This window comes from Saccharopolyspora rectivirgula DSM 43747 (assembly GCF_000497205.1).
Taxonomy (GTDB): Bacteria; Actinomycetota; Actinomycetes; order Mycobacteriales; family Pseudonocardiaceae; genus Saccharopolyspora; species Saccharopolyspora rectivirgula.
The window spans coordinates 1-18,135 of record NZ_AYJW01000010.1 but is presented as its reverse complement, the minus strand read 5'-3'; the positions used below and the strand labels follow the sequence as shown (position 1 = coordinate 18,135).

Here is an 18,135-nt window from a genome sequence, read left to right as displayed (position 1 = left end):
GATTCCCGGCCAATTACACCACGCGATGATCGATTTCGTCTGTTGATCTTCCCGGCCGCCCGGCCGCGGGCGGCGGTCGCCGGAGCCGTCCGCGGACCCGATATGGTCGCGTTATGGCTGTTCACCCGATCCGCATCGTCGGCGACCCGGTGCTGCACAACCCCACCCGCCCGGTGGAACGGTTCGACGACGAGCTGCGCACCCTCGTGGACGACATGTTCGAGACGATGGCCGCCGCCAACGGGGTGGGCCTGGCCGCCAACCAGATCGGGGTGGACCTGCGCCTGTTCGTCTACGACTGCCCGGACGACGAAGGCGTCCAGCACCGCGGAGTGGTGGTCAACCCGCAGCTGGAGACCTCCGAGATCCCGCAGACCATGCCGGACCCGGACGAGGACTGGGAGGGCTGCCTGTCGGTGCCCGGGGAGTCCTACCCCACCGGCCGCGCGAAGTGGGCCAAGGTCACCGGGTTCGACGTGGACGGCAAGCCGATCGAGGTGGAGGGCACCGGTTTCTTCGCCCGCTGCCTGCAGCACGAAACGGACCACCTGGACGGGTACGTGTACCTGGACCGCCTCATCGGCCGGCACCAGCGCGCCGCCAAGAAGATGCTCAAGCGCAACGGGTGGGGCGTTCCCGACCTGTCCTGGGACCCGGCGCAGGAGCCCGACCCGTTCGCGGAGGACTGACCGAACGGCGCCTTGGCAACGCGGTGGATCGCGGCTAGCCTGTGGCCTCGTCACAGATCAACGCGGGAGCTCGCACCCGAAAGCGGGCTGAGAGGGCGGCTGGAGAGAGCTCCGGGGCCGCCGACCGCCTGAACCTGACCGGGTAATGCCGGCGTAGGGAGTGAACGGCTTTGGCCGCAGTGCGTTCTGCCCTGTCCGAGAACAACGGCGCCGACGCGCAGCCAGTCACCACAGGACCGCTTCCCAGTTCCAGCAAGGTGTACCGCACCACCGAGTCCGGCGGGAGGGTGCCGTTCCGCCGCATCGGTCTGTCCAACGGGGAACACCTCGACGTCTACGACACCTCCGGTCCGTACACGGAGGACGACGCCGACATCGATGTCCACCGTGGACTTGAGCCGATCCGGGCGAAGTGGCTCGACCGACCGCACCGCACCCAGCTGGCCTGGGCGAAATCCGGTGCCATCACACCGGAAATGGAGTTCGTCGCGCTCCGCGAAGGAGTTCCCGCCGAACTCGTCCGGGACGAGGTCGCCCGCGGGCGAGCGGTGATCCCGGCGAACCGCTGCCACCCGGAGAGCGAGCCGATGATCATCGGGAAGAAGTTCCTGGTGAAGGTCAACGCCAACATCGGCAACTCCGCGGTGACCTCCTCCGCGGCCGAAGAGGTCGAGAAGATGGTGTGGGCCATCCGGTGGGGCGCCGACACCGTCATGGACCTGTCCACCGGCAAGCGGATTTCGCAAACCCGGGAGCGGATCCTGCGCAACTCGCCGGTGCCGGTCGGCACGGTGCCGATCTACCAGGCGCTGGAGAAGGTCGGCGGAGATCCGGCCCGGCTGAGCTGGGAGGTCTACCGCGACACCGTGCTGGAGCAGTGCGAGCAGGGCGTGGACTACATGACCGTGCACGCCGGCGTGCTGCTGCGCTACGTCCCGCTGACCGCCAACCGGGTCACCGGGATCGTCTCCCGCGGCGGCTCCATCATGGCTGCCTGGTGCCTGGCCCACCACGAGGAGAACTTCCTCTACACCCACTTCTCCGAGCTGTGCGAGATCCTGCGGGACTACGACGTCACCTTCTCCCTGGGCGACGGGCTGCGCCCCGGCTCCATCGCCGACGCCAACGACGAGGCCCAGTTCGCCGAGCTGGAAACGCTCGGGGAGCTCACCCGGATCGCCCGGGAGCACGACGTGCAGGTGATGGTCGAGGGCCCCGGCCACGTGCCGCTGCACCAGATCCCCGAGAACGTGCGGCGGGAGGAGGAGCTGTGCGGCGAGGCCCCGTTCTACACCCTCGGCCCGCTGACCACCGACATCGCCCCGGCCTACGACCACATCACCTCGGCCATCGGGGCGGCGGCGATCGCGCAGGCCGGGACCGCGATGCTCTGCTACGTCACGCCGAAGGAGCACCTGGGGCTGCCCAACCGGGACGACGTCAAGACCGGCGTCATCACCTACAAGATCGCCGCGCACGCCGCTGACCTGGCCAAGGGGCACCCCCGCGCCCAGGAGCGGGACGACGCGCTGAGCCGGGCCCGGTTCGAGTTCCGGTGGAACGACCAGTTCGACCTGTCGCTGGACCCGGACACCGCGCGCTCCTACCACGACGAGACGCTGCCCGCGGAACCCGCGAAGACGGCGCACTTCTGCTCGATGTGCGGGCCCAAGTTCTGCTCCATGAAGATCACGCAGGACGTCCGCGAGTTCGCCGAAGAGCACGGGCTGACCACCGTGGCGGCGATCGAGGCCGGCATGCGGCAGAAGGCGGCCGAGTTCACCAGCTCCGGAGGACGGATCCACCTCCCGCTCAACCAGTGACCCCGTGACGGGCAGGGCCCAGGCCCTGCCCGTTCCTGCTGCTCAGCAGCGTCGAACGGGCTCGTACCATGAACCGAATGCAGGACACACCCGGCACCCCGAAGCTCCAGCCCGCCACCGGAACCGCCCCGCCGACCGCGCTGACCATCGCCGGTTCGGACTCGGGCGGCAGCGCCGGCATGCACGCCGACCTGCGCACCTTCTTCGCCTGCGGGGTGCACGGCATGACCGCGGTGACCGCGGTGACCGTGCAGAACACCGTGGGCGTGACCGGGCTGGTGGAGATCCCCCCGGAAACCGTGGCCGCCCAGATCGACGCGGTGGCCAGCGACATCGGTGTGGACGCGGCCAAGACCGGTGTGCTGTCCTCCGCGGCGACCATCGAGGCCGTGGTGGAGGTGTGCGACCGGCACGGGATCGGCCGCGACGGGGAGGTCCCGTTCGTCGTCGATCCGGTCGCCGCCTCCCGCAGCGGCGAACCGCTGCTGCGCGAGGACGCCCTGGACGCGCTGCGGTACCAGGCGTTCCCGCGAGCAACCCTGGTCACCCCGAACCTCGACGAGGTGCGGCTGCTCACCGGCATCGAGGCCCGGACCCGGGACGACCTCCTGGACGCCGCGAAGGCGGTCCACGACTTCGGCCCGCAGTGGGTGCTGGTCAAGAGCGGCCACCTGCCCGACGACCCGGAGTGCGTCGACCTGCTGTTCAACGGCACCGACGCGATCTCGCTGCCCGGGCCGCGCTACGACACCGTGCACACCCACGGCGCCGGGGACGTGTTCGCCTCGGCGATCACCGCGGCGCTGGCCAAGGGGGCCGCGGTGCCGGACGCGGTGATGCTCGGGAAGCGGTTCGTCACCCGCAGCGTGGCCGACGCCTACCCGCTCGGCAAGGGCGTCGGACCGGTGTCCACGTTCTGGCGCATCAGCCCCCGCTCGATCTGATCCCCCTAGTGCGGCCCTAACAGAGTGATTCCCATCCCCAGTCTGTAACCCGAATGGGATCTTTTACCGACACGAACGGTAGGAGAGTTCTGTTCCGCCGCTCGCACTTCTAGCGTGCGGTTCCAGAGGCTGTGCGCACTAGACGACAGGGGTTTGCTCGCGTGGCTCAATCGGTGTGGACTCGAATGCGGGAACGGCTGGCCACCAGAACGGGAGCGCCCGATCCGCGACAACGCCAGTACACGGCGTTGGCCCTCACCGCGGTCGTCGGCGGCACCGCGCTCGGCTGGCTGCCCGAGCTGCGGACACCGGTTCTGCTGGCGGCGCTGACCACCGTGCTGGCGCTGGTCGGCACCCACGGGCACTCGTTGCGGTCCGACATCCGGCGGTTCGCGTGGTTCGCCCCGGCCCTGGTGCTGGTGATGACCATCGGACCGCTGCTGAGCGCGGTACCCCTGCTGGCCGGGTTGCTGGTGGCGCTGGTCGTCTTCGGCACCGGCATGCTGCCCGCCCTCGGCGAGCAGTACCGGATCAGCGGGCAGACCTTCGCCGCGGCCACCCTGCTGGCCACCACGACCGGTCTCGGCAGCGACCAGCCCCCGCTGGTCCTGCTCGGTTCGTCGGCCGCCGGCGCCGCCTTCGCCCTGGTGCTCCGCGTCCTCACCGGACTGACCGACCCGACCCGCCCGGCCCGCTTCGCGGTTTCCCGCACCCTGCTGGAACCCGGGCCCGGCGTGGTGGAAGAGGCCGCTGCCGCGTGGCGCACGGACGGCTCCCGCACCTGGCTGGGCCAGGTGCTCGCCGGAGCGGCCCGCTTCCGCGCCGCGCGGGAGACCCTGCTGGCCCAGGCGCAGCAGAGCGACCGGATCGAGGCCGAACGGCTGAACCTGATCGTCGCCGAAGCCGACGAGATCGCCGCCGAGCTGGCCAAGTCCGTGCAGGCGAAGGTGTGCACCGGGTTGCCCGCCCCCGCCCGCCGCAACCCCGCTCACATCTCCGTCCCGGCAGGGCACGAGCAGCCGGCTGCGGTGCAGGGGCTCATCGACGCGCTGGACCGCATCCGCACCGCGGTGCTGCGCCGGACCGACATCCCCACCGCACCGGCCCACCCCGGCGCGGTCCGGGAGAAGCTGCTGGGCGCGGCTCGGGCGCACCTGTCGTTCAAGTCCTCGCTGTTCCGGCACGCGCTGCGCTGCACCTTGGCGGTGGCCCTCGGCATGGTCGTGGTGCTGCTGCTGCAGGACCCGTCGGCCGCCCCCTTGCTGCTGGGGCTCTACCTGGTGCTGCAGCCCGCGGCGCGGGACAGCATGACCGGGGCGCTGGAACGCACCGGGGGCGCGGTGCTCGGCGTCGCGGCCCTGGCCCTGCTGATCACCCTGCTGCCCAGCGCCTACCTGCTGATCCCGCTGACGCTGGGCTTCATGATGCTCAACATCGAGTGGTTGCGGCGGGACTACCAGCTGCTGCTGGCCTGCCTGATCCTGATCACCGTGGTGGACCAGGCGATGCAGCTGGACCGCCCGCTGGCCAACGTGGCGATCAGCTTCGCCGCCAACACCGCGGTGGGTGCGGCGATCGCGCTCGGTGTGGGCTACGTCAGCTACCTGGTGCTGCCCAGCAGCACCCTGCCGGACATCCCCGGCGCGGTCCGCTCCACCGTCTGGGCCGTTTCGGAGCTGCTGCGCAGCGTGAAGGCCACCAGCCGCGGCGCCGAACTGCCGAACGCCCTGCAGGCGGCGCACGTGCTGGCGCTGCGCCGCACCCAGGACCTGCTCGGCCTGCCGGCCCTGCTGGACGGCACCGGGGAGGAGACCGACGACGACCACAGCATCCGGTCCGCCGCGGTCGCGCTGGACTCGCTGCGGGAAAGCCTCGCCACCCTCGCCTTCCGGCCGGAGTCGGAGCGGGAGATCGCGAACCCCGCGTTGAGCGCGGTCGACGACCTGCTGGGCGGCAAGCCGCACGCCCGGGTCCCGGACGTGCCCGGGGAGAGCGCCCCGGCCACCGAGATGCTGGCCAGCTCGGTGGTGGAGAACGCGCTGCACGCCCGGCACGCCATCGACCGGATCTTCGGCTACGACAACCCGTGGAAGAGCTACACGATCTCGTTCATGCGCACCGAGCGGCTGCACATCCCGTGACGCCTACTCCAGCGGGCGGCCGGGGCTGGACGCCTGGGCCCAGAAGCGCTTGGGGATCCGCCCGGCCTGCGAAGCCAACCGGCCCGCCTCGACGGCCGCCCGCATCGCCGCCGCCATGCGCTCCGGGTCTCCGGCCCGGGTGACCGCGGTGGCCAGCAGCACCGCGTCGCAGCCCAGCTCCATCGCCAGCGCCGCGTCCGAGGCGGTGCCGATCCCGGCGTCGAGCACCACCGGCACCGACGCCCGCGAGACGATCATCTCGATGTTGTGCGGGTTGCGGATGCCCAGCCCGGTGCCGATCGGCGAACCGAGCGGCATCACCGCCGCGCAGCCGACGTCCTCCAGCTTCTTCGCCAGCACCGGGTCGTCGTTGGTGTAGGCCAGCACCACGAACCCCTGGTCGACGAGCTGTTCGGCGGCGTCGAGCAGCTCCACCGGGTCGGGCAGCAGGGTGTCCTCGTCGGCCACCACCTCGAGCTTGATCCAGTTGGTCTCCAAGGCCTCCCGGGCCAGCTGCGCGGTGAGCACCGCTTCGGCCGCGGTTCGGCAGCCGGCGGTGTTGGGAAGCGCCTCGATCCCCAGCCGGTGCAGCAGGTCCAGCACCCCGCTGCGACCGCCGGCGTCCGCCCGGCGCATGGCCACCGTGGTCATCTCGGTGCCCGAGGCGACCAGAGCCCGCTCCAGCACCGCGAGGTTGCCCGCACCGCCGGTGCCGGTTATCAGCCGCGAGGTGAACTTGCGGCCGGCGATCACCAGTGGGTCGTCCATGTTCACCCTCCTTGCACCGCGGTGAGGACCTCGATGCCGGTGTCCGGGCTGAGCGTGGTCGTCGGCCAGCTGGTGCGCGGCACCACCGTCCCGTCGACCGCCACCGCGACGCCCCGCTCGGGGACCCCGTACTCGTCCAGCACCTGCTGCAGCGTGGTGTTCTCGGTGATCTCCCGGCTGGTGCCGTTAATGACGACCTGCACTGCTACCTCCCCAGCGGCTGGGATCTGCGGATTTCATCTCCTCGGGCAGCTGTTCTCCGCGCAGCAGCCCGAGGACGGCGTCCACTGTGACTGGAGTGAGCAGGAAGCCGTTGCGGTGGTGCCCGGTGGCCACCAGCACACCGGGTTCCAGCCAGCCGATGGCCGGGAGGTTGTCCTCGGTGCCCGGCCGCAGCCCGGCGCTGGCTTCGACCAAGTGGTACTCCGAGATCCCGGGGAACACCTGCTCGGCGCCGGCGATCAGGTCTCGGACGCCGCCCACCGTCACCTCGGTGTCGAACCCCGCTTCGTGCTGGGTGGCACCCACCACGAGACCGTCGTCCCGGGGAACCAGGTAGACCTGGCGGCCGTGCACCGGACCGCGGACGGTCCGGCTGGGCGGTGGCAGCGCGGCGGGACGAGCGCGCAACCGCAGCACCTCGCCCTTCACCGGGCGGATCCGGCCGCGCAGCGCGGGGTGCAGCTCCCCGGAGTGCGCCCCGGCGGCGAGCACCGCCACATCGCACTCCACTGCGGAGCCAGCGAGTTCCACCCGGCCAGGAGCGACCTGTCGAGCGGCAGCGGCGACGAACTCCACTCCGGCGGCTTCGGCGGCCGCCCGCGCCGCGGCCAGGGCGGCCCGGTTGTCCACCGCGAGATCGCCGGGGACCTCCAACCCGCCGCGCACCGCGGGTCCCAGCGACGGCTCCAGCTCGCGCAGCTGCCGCGCGGTCAGCCGGGTGACCTCCCGCCCGCGGTGGGACAGGTAGTCGGCCAGGCGGTCCAGATCGGTCCGGTCCGCGCTGTCCACACCGACCACCAGGGTTCCTTCGGTGCGCAACCCGGCGGACCGTCCGGCGGCGCGGCCGAGCTCGGCGGCGAACTCCGGCCAGCGCTGCAGCGATGCCGAACCGAGTTCGAGGAGCTCTTCCTCCCCCGGCCACGCCTCGGCGATCGGGGCCAGCATGCCGCCGGCCACGTTCGACGCTCCGGTACCGGGCCGGGCGTCGACCAGTTTGACCTCGTAACCGGCCTGGGCTGCTCGCCAGGCCACGGACGTGCCGACGATGCCGCCGCCCACGACGACGACACGTTCGGCGGTTTTCACGAACATACACGCTCCCTGCGCCGGTATTACCCGGATCAGGTTCGACGGTCGGAGCCTCCCGGCTCCCTCTCAGCCCGCTGTCGGGCTCCCGTGCTCACCACCCCCCACCGTACCCGGTGCGCGCTCCATGGTCAGCTCCCGCGGCGGCGGCCGTCGGCTTGCGTGCCCGAGGAGCCGGTGGCCGGCTACCCTTCTCGGTATGCCTGGACTGGACGGCGAGGGGATTCGTGCCCGCCTGGCGGAAGCGCGGCTGTACCTGTGCACCGACGCCCGGCGGGAGCGCGGTGATCTTGCCGAGTTCATCGACGCGGCGCTGGACGGTGGCGTGGACATCGTCCAGCTGCGGGACAAGAGCCCGGAGGGCGCTCCGCTGGAGGCCCGCCAGGAACTGGACGCCTTGGAGGTGCTGGCCGAGGCGTGCGTGCGGCACGACGCGCTGCTGGCGGTCAACGACCGCGCCGACATCGCCTTCGCCGCTCAAGCCGACATCCTGCACCTGGGGCAGGACGACCTGCCCGTGCCGGTCGCCCGGCGGCTGCTGGGCGATGAGGTGGTGATCGGTCGCTCCACGCACGACGTGGTGCAGGCCGATGCGGCCGCGACCGAAGAAGGGGTGGACTACTTCTGCACCGGCCCGGTGTGGACGACCCCGACGAAACCGGGTCGGCCGGCGGCCGGACTGGAGCTGGTCCGGCACGCCGCCGAGCACCGCGGCCACGGGCGCCCCTGGTTCGCCATCGGCGGGATCGGGTTGGACAACGTCGCCGAGGTCGCCGCGGCGGGCGCGGAGCGGATCGTGGTGGTGCGGGCCATAACCGAGGCCGAGGACCCCCGGGAAGCCGCCCGCGCGCTGCGCAGCCAGCTGCTGTAGGAGTCCTCGGCCGATCGGCTCAGCGGATCACTGGGTGAGCAGGGTCAGCCCGTAGGCGTTCAGGATCTCGTTCACCGGCTGGAAGTAGGTGGTGCCGCCGTAGGTGCAGTCACCGGAACCACCGGAGGTCACCCCCTGGGCCTGGTTGCCGGACAGCCAGGACCCGCCGGAGTCGCCCGGCTCGGCGCACACGTCGGTGCGGGTGAGGCCGCTGACCGTGCCCTCGGCGTACTGGACGGTCTGGTTCTTGGCCTCGATGGTGCCGCAGTGCCACCCGGTGGTGGAACCGGAACGGCAGACCGAGGCGCCGACGGCGGCTTCGCTGGAACCGGAGACCGCAACGGTGCCACCGGAGTAGTCGTTCACCAGCGGCTGCGGGGTCTCCCCGGAGCTCACCCGCACCCAGGCGTAGTCGTTGCCCGGGAACGAGGAGCCCTGGAAGGTGCCGCTCGGCGAGCTGGTGCTGTCACCGGCGCTGCCGCAGTGGCCCGCGGTGACGAACCCGCCTTCCACCGAGAACCCGATCGAGCAGCGGGCCGACCCGATGTAGTACGCGTTCCCGCCGATCACGTCGGCGAGGGTGCGCGGGGTTTCGGTGGACTCCACGACGCGCACCGCGTCGGTGCGCACCCCGGCCTGCTGGACGAACGCGGCGGCCTCCGCGCTGCTGCCCGGCTGGGTGGTGACCACGACCGCGTTCTGCCGCGGTTCCACGTACCAGCCGCTCACCGCGGCCGGAGCTTGCCCGGCGCGGATGTTGAGCTGCTCGACCACGTCGTTGAGCTGCTTCTCCGAGAAGGTGACCACCCGGCCTTCGGCACCGGTGGCGCGCACCTGCTCCAGGGCCGATTGGTCGGTGACACCCACGACGAGCTTGCCCAGTTCAGCGTCGTAGTAGGCACCGCCGTAGACGTCGTCGCTCAGCTGCTGCTGGAGGGCTTGGTAGGTCTGGTTGGCGGTCGCTTCCTGGTCAAGACGCTGCTGCGCTTCGGCCTTGGTGAGGCCGAGGTCGCGCTGCATGGCCTCCAGCATGGTCCCGGCGGGGCCATTCTCGGGGGCAGCCGATGCGGGCATGGTGAGTGCGGCCACCGCGCCGGCCACCGCCACCACACTTCCGGCCAGGGACGCTGATCTGCGCTTCATGTGCTGTCTCCTTCGAGTGGATCTTCAACCGACCCCGTCGCGGAGCTCAGTATCCGGCGCAGAACAACGCCCCCACATCCGGCTTTTGGCGCAAGGAGGGCAAGTCACCCCGCAGTGCCCTTCTTTCGGAGGGCAAGCAGTAGTTCGACCGGGCGCTGCCAGCTACCCAGTCGGGTCAGTGTTGGGGATGCGTTGGCCTGGCGATATTTCGCCAGTGCTTTGCGGTTCCCCGCTCGGGTCCACGCTGGACGTCTCCGAGGGCTGCTCCGGAAGCGGCTGCTGCTGGCTCGACGGAGGGGGCGAAGTGGTCCCCCGGTCCGGCTCCTGCCCCGGCTCGCCGCTGGGCTGCGGCTGGTCGCTGGAGCCGGGCTGCCGCGGCTCGGTGGTCTCCGGCGCGGTGGTCTCCGGGGTGTCCTGCTCGGTGGGCACGGGCCCCGCGGGCAGCTCCTCCTCCGGCGGTGGTGGCGCCCCGCCTGGATCGTTCAGCAGCTGACCGATCGTGGTGCCTTGCGAGCCGCCGGACACCGGCCGACCGGTCATCCCCTCGTAGCCGGTGATGAGCACCATGCCGAGCACGAAGGCCAGGCCGCTGGTCACCGCGGCGACCACCCACCGCCGCCTGCGCCGCAGCGAACCGTCCGGGGCAGGACTCTCCTCGGCCGCGCGGTCGGGGTCCAGCACAGCGGTCCGGTCAGCGGTCGTGGACTCCGGGGCGGAGATGATCCGGGTCGGTCCGTCCTGGTCGGACTGCTGGGGCGCCTCGAGCACCCGCTGCCCGTCCGGCCAGTGCATCCCGGCCTCGATCCGCCGCGTGGCCTCCGGGTCCGGCCGCGCCTGCTCGCCCGCCTCGTCGGCGCGCTGCTCTCCGGAGTCGGAGCGCTTGCGGCTGCGCCCCACCACTTGCACGGCTCGTTCTTTCGCCGTTTCCAACGACTTCTGGTAGAGGCTGCCGCCGACGGTGATGACCACGCTGGTCAGGCTGGCGCCGATGATCGTCCCGGCCACCCCCAGCTGGCCGCCGAGGTACGCGGCTGTCGCCGACGCCATCGCTCCCCCAGCGACCTGCGTCGGGGACACCCCCAGTTTGCTGGACTTCTCCTTGTCCTCGCCGTTCTCCTCGTCCTTCTGCTTGGTCAATTCACGGCTCCCACGCACTCAACCGCCTTGACTCCCAACCGGTTCAACGGGGGATCTCGCGGTTTTTCTCCTCGGCGGAGCGGCCTCGTGAGAACTCCCACTTCCTGGTAACGCGGCGCCGGGCGAGGAGCTGAGCGGTCAGGACGGCGGGTTCAGCCGAGCCACGAACTTGTAGCGGTCACCGCGGTAGACCGACCGGACCCATTCCACGGGGCGCCCACCGGTGTCGAAGGAGTGCCGGGTCAGCAGCAGCATGGGCAGGCCGGTGTCGGAGCCGAGCAGGTCCGCTTCCTCGGGGCTGGCCAGCGCGGTCTCGATGGTCTGGTCGGCGTGGCCGAGTTCCACCCCGAAGTGGTCCCGCAGCACCTGGTAGAGCGAGGCGCCGGACTCCAAGCGGGTGGTGAGCCCGGGGAACCTGGTCAGGGACAGGTAGGTGTTCTCGATCGCCATCGGTTCCCCGTCGGCCAGCCGCAGCCGGCGCAGCAGCAGTGCGTTGTCCCCGGCGCTGACGTCGAGCAGTCCGGCCAGTTCGTCGTCAGCGGGCACCTCGGAGACCTCCAGCAGCCGGGACGCCGGTTGCCGGCCCTGCGCGAGCATGTCCTCGGTGTAGCTGCTGAGCTGCAGCGGCTGGGCGACCTTCGGTTTGGCGGCGAAGGTCCCCTTGCCCTGCACCCGCAGCAGCCGCCCCTCCACGGTCAACTCCGCCAGCGCTTGCCGCACGGTGGTCCGGGAGACGTCGAACTCGGCGGCCAGCGACCGCTCGGTGGGGATGGGAGAACCGGGAGGCAGCGACCGCAGCATGTCCAGCAGGTGCTGCTTCAGCCCCCAGTACTTGGGTTCGCGCTGGGTGCGGGCAGGTGAGTCCGCCCCGCTGGATGCCGGTGTTTCGAGCATCGTCCCTCCTAGTTCTGCCGGCACGTCCCGACCCGACTAGCGTCCTGGCACAGGTCCGCCAGCGGCCCGCCTCGGGTGGAAGGGGCGCGGTTCAGCCATTTGGGACTAACAGCATGCCCGAAAAGTGGACAGCTGAAAGCTCGAAGAACAAAACGAAAGGCGCATATCGGAATTTTCGCCTTCGCTGACCCCCTCAGAAGGGGGTCGCTCGCTAGTATTGGTCTAGACCTGACGGGAAGGACGGCAATGAGCGATCCCGCTGCACGCCCCGGCCGGCACATGGCCGCCGAGATCGCCCAGCAGCCGCGGGTGTTCGCAGACCTGCTGAGCGGCCAGGACACCATCGCGCGCACCGCCGAGCACATCGCGGCGCGCCGACCGCGGTTCGCTCTGCTGGCCGCCCGCGGTTCCAGCGACCACGCCGCCTACTACGCCAAGTACCTCGTCGAAGTGCTGTTGGAGCTGCCAGCCGGCCTGGTCTCCCCCTCCACCACGACGCTGTACCGAGCGCAGCCCGACCTGAGCGACGTGCTGCTCATCTCGATCAGCCAGAGCGGCTCCTCCCCCGACCTGGTGGAAGTCACCCGCAACGCCCGCAGCTCCGGGGCGCTGACCGTGGCGGTGACCAACACCCCCGGCTCCGCGCTGGTCGACGCCGCCGAACTGGCCGTGGACATCGGCGCGGGCCCCGAACGCGCGGTGGCCGCGACCAAGACCTACACCGCCACCCTGCTGGCGCTCTACCTGCTCGTCGACGCCATCCGCGGCGGCCGCGGCACCGCCGCAGCGCAACTGCCGGAACTGGCCCAGCGAACCCTGGACCGCAGTGCGGAAGCGGTCGCCGAAGCCGCTCGCCGGTACCGGTTCGCCGAGCGGGTGGTCGCCACCGGGCGGGGTTTCTCCGTGGTCAGCGCCGCCGAGGCCGCCCTGAAGCTGGCGGAGACCAGCTACCTGGTGGCACGGGCCTACAGCGGGGCGGACCTGCTGCACGGCCCGGTCGCCGCGATCGGTCCCGAGACCGCGCTGCTGGCGATGTGCAGCACCGGCAAGGGAGGCGACGCCACCCGGGACGTCCTCGAACAGCTCCACCAGCGCGGACCGGACATCTGCGCCATCGGTTCGGCCGCCGGCGAAGTCCAGGCCGCGCACCGCATCCCCGTTCCGGAAAGCGCCGAAGAACTCGCCCCGCTGCTGGAAATCCTCCCGGTGCAGCGGCTCGCCCTCGAACTGGCGACCGCCCGCGGCAACGACCCGGACCAGCCGCGCGGCCTGTCCAAGGTCACGAAGACCCGATGAAGGAAGAGCCCGCCTCACCGAGGGGGCGGGGCAAGGCGGGCACCGCAAGGCTACGCCGGATCTAGATCATCCAGCCATCGGGGTGCGCGGGATTACACGACGATCAGATCCCGTAGACCTCCCGGGCGGTCCGGTCGAACACCGCCTCCCGCTCCAGCTCGGTGAGCCCGCTGGTCAGCTGCCTGGCCAGCGCCAACACCTGGGCGTAGCTGCCGGCGAGCAGGCAGACCGGCCAATCCGAGCCGAACATCAACCGGGACGGGCCGAACGCCTCCAGCACCACGTCCGCGTACGGCTGCAGGCGCGCCGGATCCGGTTGCCGCGCCCAGTCGTCCGAAGTCACCAGCCCGGAGAACTTGCACACCACGTTCGGGTGAGCGGCCAAGGCGCGCACCCCCTGGGCCCACGGTTCCAATCCCCCGGAGGCGATCGGTGGCTTCGCGCAGTGGTCGACGACGAACGTCAACTGCGGGAACTCCGTGACGGCCTTGATCGCCCCGGGCAGTTGATCGGGGCGGACCAGCAGCTCGTAGACCAGGCCGGCGTCCTCCACCGCGGCCAGCCCGTTGAGCACCTCCGGCCGGACCAGCCACTCCGGATCGGGCTCGCACTCCACCCGGTGCCGGATGCCGCGCAGGTAGCGGCCGGCGGGGTGGGTCTGCAACCGGCCGATCTGCTCCCGGACGTCCCGCCCGGTGAGGTCGACCCACCCGACCACCGCGGCGATCCGGTCCACGGTGTCCGCCATCACCAGCATCTCCGGCGTCTCGTCCGGATCCGCGCACGTCTGCACGAGCACCGTGGCGTCCACCCGAGAACCGCGCAGCGCCGCGCACAGGTCGTGCGGCAGGAAATCGCGCCGCAGCGGCTCCATCCCCGGGCCGTCGAGCCACGGCTGCTCCCGAACATCGAAGTCCCACAGGTGGTGGTGGGCGTCGACAGTCATTGCTCTCCCCTTGCTGCGGGATCTACCGAGGCCGGCCCCGCGCCACGCAGCGAACTGGCGTGGACGAAAGGGTCCCCACCGGTGAAGCGATACGGATTTCCTTCAGCAGCTCAGCGCGCAGCAGCATCCACTGCGGCAACGATCAGCGCGGATTTCTGACGAACCGGAGCTGGTGCGCAAGCGCGTTCCCGGTCAGCGGCGGAAGCAGCGCGGCGCGGCCGGCGGCTGCCGCGAAGAACTCATCGATGGCACGCATGTTTCACCCCGACTGGATCAATGCCGCATTGATGTATAGCTCTTGGCCCGGTGAGAAACCAGAGCGGGTCACCGGTGGGGAGTTGTTAATCACCGCACGTCGACTAGAAAGAGCGCATGCACCACGACGACCTCGTCCTCGGCTTCGACATCGGCGGCACCACCACCCGCGCCCTGCTGTGCGACCTGGCCGGTGGCACCGCCGGCTACGGAGAAGCCGGGGGCGGCAACCCGAACTCCCACCCGGTGGCCGACGCGGTGCGGGAGGTCAGCAACGCGGCCCGGCAAGCCCTGTCCGGCACCGATCCCGCCGCGGTGCGCCACGGCGTGCTCGGCATGGCCGGCAGCAGCAAGATGACCGACCCCGCGGTCGCCGAGGAATTCCACCGGGCCTGGCGGGAGCTCGGCCTGCGCTGCCCGATGACGGTGCTCAACGACGCCGAGGTCGCGTTCGCCGCCGGCACCCCGGCGTCCTCCGGAACAGTGCTGATCGCGGGCACCGGCGCGATCGCCAGCCGCATCGAGGACCACCGGGAGGTCCGCATCGCGGACGGCTACGGCTGGCTGCTCGGGGACGAGGGATCCGGGTTCTGGCTGGGGCGGGAAGCGGTGCGGGCTGCGCTGCTCGCCCTGGACACCGGTGTCGGCGAAGGGGAACTGACCAACGCGGTGCTCCAGCACTACCTGCCCGGGCAGCGGGAGTCACTGCGCCGGCGGCTGATCACCGAGGTCAACGCGCAGCCGCCGATCCACCTGTCCCGACTGGCTCCCCTGGTCTGCTCGACCGCGCAAGCCGGGGACGCGACCGCGCAGGACATCGTCCACCGGGCGGCGCTCCTGCTGGCCGACACCGCGCAGCGCGCCCGGCAGCAGGACACCGGCCCGATCGTGCTCGCCGGCGGGCTCACCGCCGCGGACAACCCGGTCGGCCAGCAGCTGCGGGCCGAACTGGCCGCCCGCGACCAGCGACCGGTGCTCACCGCGGGGTCCGGGGCGGCCGGAGCCGCCTGGCTGGCCGCGCGAACCCTGGTCCCGGACCCGACCGAGCTGCACGAGCGGCTCGTCGGCTAGGGCAGCAGCCCGGTTTCGACCAGTGCGCCGCGGACGACCTCCAGCTCGGCCTCGTCCGCCTCGGCCAGCGGCAGCCGCGGCGCACCCACCTGCCAACCGAGCTCGTTGAGCGCCGCTTTCACCGGGATGGGGTTCGTGGTCACCCCCAAGGCCGCGTACAGCGGTTTCAGGGACGCGTCGATCTCGGCCCGCCGCTGCGGTTCCCGCGCCATGGCCTGCATCTGCGGCCCGACCAGGTGGCTGGCCACCAGGATGCCGCCGCAGCCGCCGAGCTCCAGCACCGGCAGGAAGGCGTCGTCGTTGCCCGCGTAGATCCCCAGCCCGTCCACCGGGGCGAGGTTGGCGTTGTTGGCCTGCTTGACGTAGTCGATGCGCTCGATCTGCGCCAGCTCCGCGAGCAGGTCGTTGGGCATGTCCACGGCGGTGCGGGACGGGATGTTGTAGAGCACCACCGGTTTGTCCGTGGCCCGGGCGATCTCGGAGAAGTGGCGCACCAGCCCGCGCCGGTTCGGCTTGTTGTAGTAGGGCGTCACCGACAGGATCGCGTCCGCGCCGAGTTCGGTGGCCCGCTCGGTCATCGCGCACGCGTGCGCGGTGTCGTTGGACCCGGTGGAGGCGATCACCGCGCTTCCCGGACGGCGTTCGGCGCAGGCCAGCTCGATCAGCCGGAGGTGCTCCTCATCGGTGAGCGTGGGCGCCTCACCGGTGGTCCCGCACACCACCACCCCGTCCGAGCCGTTGTCCAGCAAGTGGTGGAGCAGCGACACGAACACCGTTTCATTGACCCGCAGTTCGCCGTCGAAGGGCGTGACCATCGCGGTGAGCACAGCGCCGAGAGACATGTGCGCATTCTGCGCGGAGATCCGGCAGATGTCATCTCGTCACCGCGGGCCGCGGATGGCGCAGCCCGGGGTGGTCCGCGGGAAGCGTCCGCCGCAGCACCCACCAGCTGGTCAGGACGCACACCGCCACCAGCGGCCACGTGAGCACCACTTGGGCGACGCCCAGCGCCACCACCGCGTCGATCAGCCACAGCGGGATGAAGACCGCCAACCGGATCGCGTACTGCCCGACCCACACCCAGCTGGCCAGGCCGTAGGAGCGCACCAGGTCCGGGTCCTGCCGCCACTTCTTGCCCTGCCGCAGCAGGGTTCCCACCACGACCCCGAGCAAGGGCCAGCGGAACCCGATGCTGGTCAACCAGGCCAGCGCGCTGGCCGCGTTGGACACCACGCGGATGAGGAAGAAGTCGGCGGCCTGGCCGGTGCGCAGCGCGATCACCGCGCCCAGCATGACCGCGAGCAGGCTCACCAGCACGGCCCGCGGACGCGCCCCGCGGTGCAGCCGCCAACCACCGAGGACCGCCCCGGTGAGCACCGCCACCGCACTACCGACGGCGATGGACTCGCCGCCGAAGTACCAGCCGGCGACGAAGGCCACCGGGGGCAGGCTCGCGTCCAGAGCGCTGGTGCGGCCGCCCAGCAGTTGCATCAGGGATTCCCGATCAGCCCCATCACCGTCGGCGGTGTTCGTCTGGCGGTCCTGCATCACGGTTCCAGCCTGCCGCAAGGCGTCCCGGCGGTGCACACGACTGTCGTCGAACTCTCGGACCACCCGGTGCGCGGCGAGCTCAGCTGTGCGCCCGATCCACCAGCCCGGCCAGCTGCTCGCGGAGCAGTGCCCCGTCCGCCGGACCGAACTCGATCACGTCCTGGTGGTCGATGCGCTCACCGCGCATCGAATAGCGCCCCAGGTCGGTGTCGAACCAGATCAGGTTGGGCAGGCGGATCCGGTGCTCCCTAGTCCTGGTGCTGGTGACCACGAAGTGCCCGAGCCGGATCTTCTGCCGCGCGGTGAACGCCCGCAGCTCGGGCAACCCTTGGATGTCCGCGTCGGCGGGGTGCCCGTGCGAGCGGTCGGCGACCGCCCGGACCACCTCTCCCCGGCCGACCGGTGCCTCCGGCAGCAGTCCGACCGCTGCTGCCGGCAGTTCGTCCGGCGGCAGGAAGTTGATCTGCAGACCGCGCCCGCCGAGCTGGCCGAGCACCCCGACTTCGCCGGTGGCCACCACCCGGGCCGCCAGCCGCTGCCCGGAACGGACGTCCAGCAGCCCGGCCGCCGCGATGGACACCTCGGGGCTGCACAGCAGGTACAGCGCGTCCTCCACCTCGGGCTCCACGCTGCCGCCGCGCGCCAACCCGGCCATCTCCAGCTCCTGCCAGACCTGCTGCTCGAGCCGACTGCGGTGCTCCGGCGACTCGCCCACCCTGGGCAGCTCGAACGGGTACTGCCGCACGGGCAGGTTCATCCGCTCACCGAGGATGTCGACCGCGGGAATCGACAGAGTGATCGTCTCCACCATCACAGGCTCTTTCGGTCTGGCCGGTCAGTACGCAGCGGCGCCGGGCCGCCGGGACGGGATCAGAAGTCGCGGTAACCGCCTGGCGGCTCGCCCAGCACCGGCGGAGCAGCGAGCCTGCTCTCCGCTTCCTCGTCGTCGTCGAGCATCTCGTCCGCCTCGACGAGGAACTGCGGCACAGGGGTGTCCTCGCCGTGCCGGTAGCCCTTGCCGCTCTGGAACTCGACGGCGGCCTGCCCCTCCTTGACCTCCTCCGCGGACCAGGAGGCCGCCCGGCGCGTCCGCCGCCGGCTGCTGGAGGTGGTCGTGGATCCCGATCCGACCGGCCCGAAACCGCCGTCGCTGCGGCCCACCCAAGCCGGCGCCTGCGCCGGAGGCTGCTGGGCGTCCTGCGCGGACGGCTGGGCGCTGGGCGGCGGTTCCGGCGCGCGAGGCGGCACCGGCACCCCACCCGGCGGCGACACCGGCCCAGCAACAGGCCCCTCCGCCC

17 protein-coding genes, 1 pseudogene and 2 riboswitches are annotated in these 18,135 nt (G+C 71.3%); of the genes and pseudogenes, 7 read left to right on the top strand and 11 right to left on the bottom strand.

Annotated features, from left to right (window positions below; genetic code table 11):
* Positions 1-113: 113 nt before the first annotated feature.
* The 4 genes from SREC43747_RS0104710 (at position 114) to SREC43747_RS0104695 (ending at position 5,597) form a co-directional block, all read left to right on the top strand.
* A complete protein-coding gene (locus tag SREC43747_RS0104710; RefSeq protein ID WP_029719995.1) occupies positions 114-689 on the top strand; it encodes a peptide deformylase in 576 nt (191 codons plus the stop codon).
* 52 nt (positions 690-741) lie between these two features.
* Positions 742-866, top strand: a riboswitch (TPP riboswitch).
* Positions 860-2,512, top strand: coding sequence for a phosphomethylpyrimidine synthase ThiC (thiC, locus tag SREC43747_RS0104705; protein WP_081722425.1), 1,653 nt, complete (start codon positions 860-862; stop codon positions 2,510-2,512). It overlaps the preceding riboswitch by 7 nt.
* 77 nt (positions 2,513-2,589) lie before the next feature.
* Positions 2,590-3,456 carry a bifunctional hydroxymethylpyrimidine kinase/phosphomethylpyrimidine kinase gene (gene thiD / locus SREC43747_RS0104700; protein ID WP_029719993.1) on the top strand — a complete coding sequence of 289 codons (867 nt, stop codon included), beginning with the start codon at positions 2,590-2,592 and terminating at the stop codon, positions 3,454-3,456.
* A gap of 185 nt (positions 3,457-3,641) precedes the next feature.
* Positions 3,642-5,597, top strand: coding sequence for an FUSC family protein (locus SREC43747_RS0104695; RefSeq protein WP_201768630.1), 1,956 nt, complete (start codon positions 3,642-3,644; stop codon positions 5,595-5,597).
* Between the two features lie 3 nt (positions 5,598-5,600).
* Here the strand turns inward: SREC43747_RS0104695 and SREC43747_RS0104690 are convergent, their stop codons facing one another.
* From SREC43747_RS0104690 to thiO, 3 genes are all read right to left on the bottom strand, one after another.
* A complete protein-coding gene (locus SREC43747_RS0104690) occupies positions 5,601-6,365 on the bottom strand; it encodes a thiazole synthase (protein ID WP_029719990.1) in 765 nt (254 codons plus the stop codon).
* Between the two features lie 2 nt (positions 6,366-6,367).
* The gene (gene thiS, locus SREC43747_RS0104685) at positions 6,368-6,568 is read right to left on the bottom strand and encodes a sulfur carrier protein ThiS (protein ID WP_029719989.1); all 201 of its coding nucleotides are present in this window, start codon (positions 6,566-6,568) and stop codon (positions 6,368-6,370) included.
* A complete protein-coding gene (gene thiO / locus SREC43747_RS0104680) occupies positions 6,552-7,700 on the bottom strand; it encodes a glycine oxidase ThiO (protein ID WP_330218024.1) in 1,149 nt (382 codons plus the stop codon). The genes thiS and thiO overlap by 17 nt, the downstream gene beginning before the upstream one ends.
* Positions 7,669-7,775, bottom strand: a riboswitch (TPP riboswitch). (Overlaps the previous gene by 32 nt.)
* A 97-nt stretch (positions 7,776-7,872) precedes the next feature.
* Between thiO and thiE the strand changes: the two genes are divergently transcribed.
* Entirely contained in the window at positions 7,873-8,544 is a 672-nt protein-coding gene (gene thiE / locus SREC43747_RS0104675; RefSeq protein WP_029719987.1) for a thiamine phosphate synthase, read from the top strand.
* Between the two features lie 27 nt (positions 8,545-8,571).
* Here thiE and SREC43747_RS0104670 read toward each other — a convergent pair whose 3' ends face one another.
* The 3 genes from SREC43747_RS0104670 to SREC43747_RS0104660 form a co-directional block, all read right to left on the bottom strand.
* Positions 8,572-9,687, bottom strand: coding sequence for a S1 family peptidase (locus tag SREC43747_RS0104670; RefSeq protein ID WP_029719986.1), 1,116 nt, complete (start codon positions 9,685-9,687; stop codon positions 8,572-8,574).
* A 162-nt stretch (positions 9,688-9,849) separates the two neighbouring features.
* On the bottom strand, positions 9,850-10,824 hold the full coding sequence (locus SREC43747_RS0104665; protein ID WP_051387698.1) for a hypothetical protein: 975 nt from the start codon (positions 10,822-10,824) through the stop codon (positions 9,850-9,852).
* Between the two features lie 138 nt (positions 10,825-10,962).
* The gene (locus SREC43747_RS0104660) at positions 10,963-11,718 is read right to left on the bottom strand and encodes a GntR family transcriptional regulator (protein ID WP_029719984.1); all 756 of its coding nucleotides are present in this window, start codon (positions 11,716-11,718) and stop codon (positions 10,963-10,965) included.
* A gap of 246 nt (positions 11,719-11,964) precedes the next feature.
* On the opposite strand from SREC43747_RS0104660, the gene SREC43747_RS0104655 reads away from it, so the two are divergent.
* The gene (locus SREC43747_RS0104655; protein WP_029719983.1) at positions 11,965-13,014 is read left to right on the top strand and encodes an SIS domain-containing protein; all 1,050 of its coding nucleotides are present in this window, start codon (positions 11,965-11,967) and stop codon (positions 13,012-13,014) included.
* 103 nt (positions 13,015-13,117) lie between these two features.
* Here the strand turns inward: SREC43747_RS0104655 and SREC43747_RS0104650 are convergent, their stop codons facing one another.
* Positions 13,118-13,960, bottom strand: coding sequence for an amidohydrolase family protein (locus SREC43747_RS0104650; RefSeq protein WP_029719982.1), 843 nt, complete (start codon positions 13,958-13,960; stop codon positions 13,118-13,120).
* A 372-nt stretch (positions 13,961-14,332) separates the two neighbouring features.
* Between SREC43747_RS0104650 and SREC43747_RS0104640 the strand changes: the two genes are divergently transcribed.
* Complete coding sequence (locus SREC43747_RS0104640) at positions 14,333-15,286, top strand: N-acetylglucosamine kinase (protein WP_029719981.1); 954 nt, start codon at positions 14,333-14,335, stop codon at positions 15,284-15,286.
* Here the strand turns inward: SREC43747_RS0104640 and dapA are convergent.
* From dapA to SREC43747_RS0104620, 4 genes and pseudogenes are all read right to left on the bottom strand, one after another.
* Complete coding sequence (gene dapA / locus SREC43747_RS0104635) at positions 15,283-16,128, bottom strand: 4-hydroxy-tetrahydrodipicolinate synthase (protein ID WP_029719979.1); 846 nt, start codon at positions 16,126-16,128, stop codon at positions 15,283-15,285. The genes SREC43747_RS0104640 and dapA overlap by 4 nt on opposite strands.
* 31 nt (positions 16,129-16,159) lie before the next feature.
* Entirely contained in the window at positions 16,160-16,834 is a 675-nt protein-coding gene (locus tag SREC43747_RS0104630; RefSeq protein WP_029719978.1) for a DUF3159 domain-containing protein, read from the bottom strand.
* Between the two features lie 82 nt (positions 16,835-16,916).
* Positions 16,917-17,648, bottom strand: coding sequence for an ESX secretion-associated protein EspG (locus SREC43747_RS0104625; protein ID WP_029719977.1), 732 nt, complete (start codon positions 17,646-17,648; stop codon positions 16,917-16,919).
* Between the two features lie 59 nt (positions 17,649-17,707).
* Positions 17,708-18,135: pseudogene (locus tag SREC43747_RS0104620) on the bottom strand (hypothetical protein); the annotation flags it as partial.

Bases quoted from the DNA above. Each gene is read 5' to 3' on its own strand.
- SREC43747_RS0104695 (WP_201768630.1), top strand. From the start codon at position 3,642: ATGCGGGAACGGCTGGCCACCAGAACGGGAGCGCCCGATCCGCGACAA.
- SREC43747_RS0104650 (WP_029719982.1), bottom strand. From the start codon at position 13,960: ATGACTGTCGACGCCCACCACCACCTGTGGGACTTCGATGTTCGGGAG.
- SREC43747_RS0104655 (WP_029719983.1), top strand. From the start codon at position 11,965: ATGAGCGATCCCGCTGCACGCCCCGGCCGGCACATGGCCGCCGAGATC.
- SREC43747_RS0104660 (WP_029719984.1), bottom strand. From the start codon at position 11,718: ATGCTCGAAACACCGGCATCCAGCGGGGCGGACTCACCTGCCCGCACC.
- SREC43747_RS0104670 (WP_029719986.1), bottom strand. From the start codon at position 9,687: ATGAAGCGCAGATCAGCGTCCCTGGCCGGAAGTGTGGTGGCGGTGGCC.
- SREC43747_RS0104690 (WP_029719990.1), bottom strand. From the start codon at position 6,365: ATGGACGACCCACTGGTGATCGCCGGCCGCAAGTTCACCTCGCGGCTG.
- thiE (WP_029719987.1), top strand. From the start codon at position 7,873: ATGCCTGGACTGGACGGCGAGGGGATTCGTGCCCGCCTGGCGGAAGCG.
- thiD (WP_029719993.1), top strand. From the start codon at position 2,590: ATGCAGGACACACCCGGCACCCCGAAGCTCCAGCCCGCCACCGGAACC.
- SREC43747_RS0104640 (WP_029719981.1), top strand. From the start codon at position 14,333: ATGCACCACGACGACCTCGTCCTCGGCTTCGACATCGGCGGCACCACC.
- SREC43747_RS0104630 (WP_029719978.1), bottom strand. From the start codon at position 16,834: ATGCAGGACCGCCAGACGAACACCGCCGACGGTGATGGGGCTGATCGG.
- SREC43747_RS0104625 (WP_029719977.1), bottom strand. From the start codon at position 17,648: ATGGTGGAGACGATCACTCTGTCGATTCCCGCGGTCGACATCCTCGGT.
- SREC43747_RS0104710 (WP_029719995.1), top strand. From the start codon at position 114: ATGGCTGTTCACCCGATCCGCATCGTCGGCGACCCGGTGCTGCACAAC.
- dapA (WP_029719979.1), bottom strand. From the start codon at position 16,128: ATGTCTCTCGGCGCTGTGCTCACCGCGATGGTCACGCCCTTCGACGGC.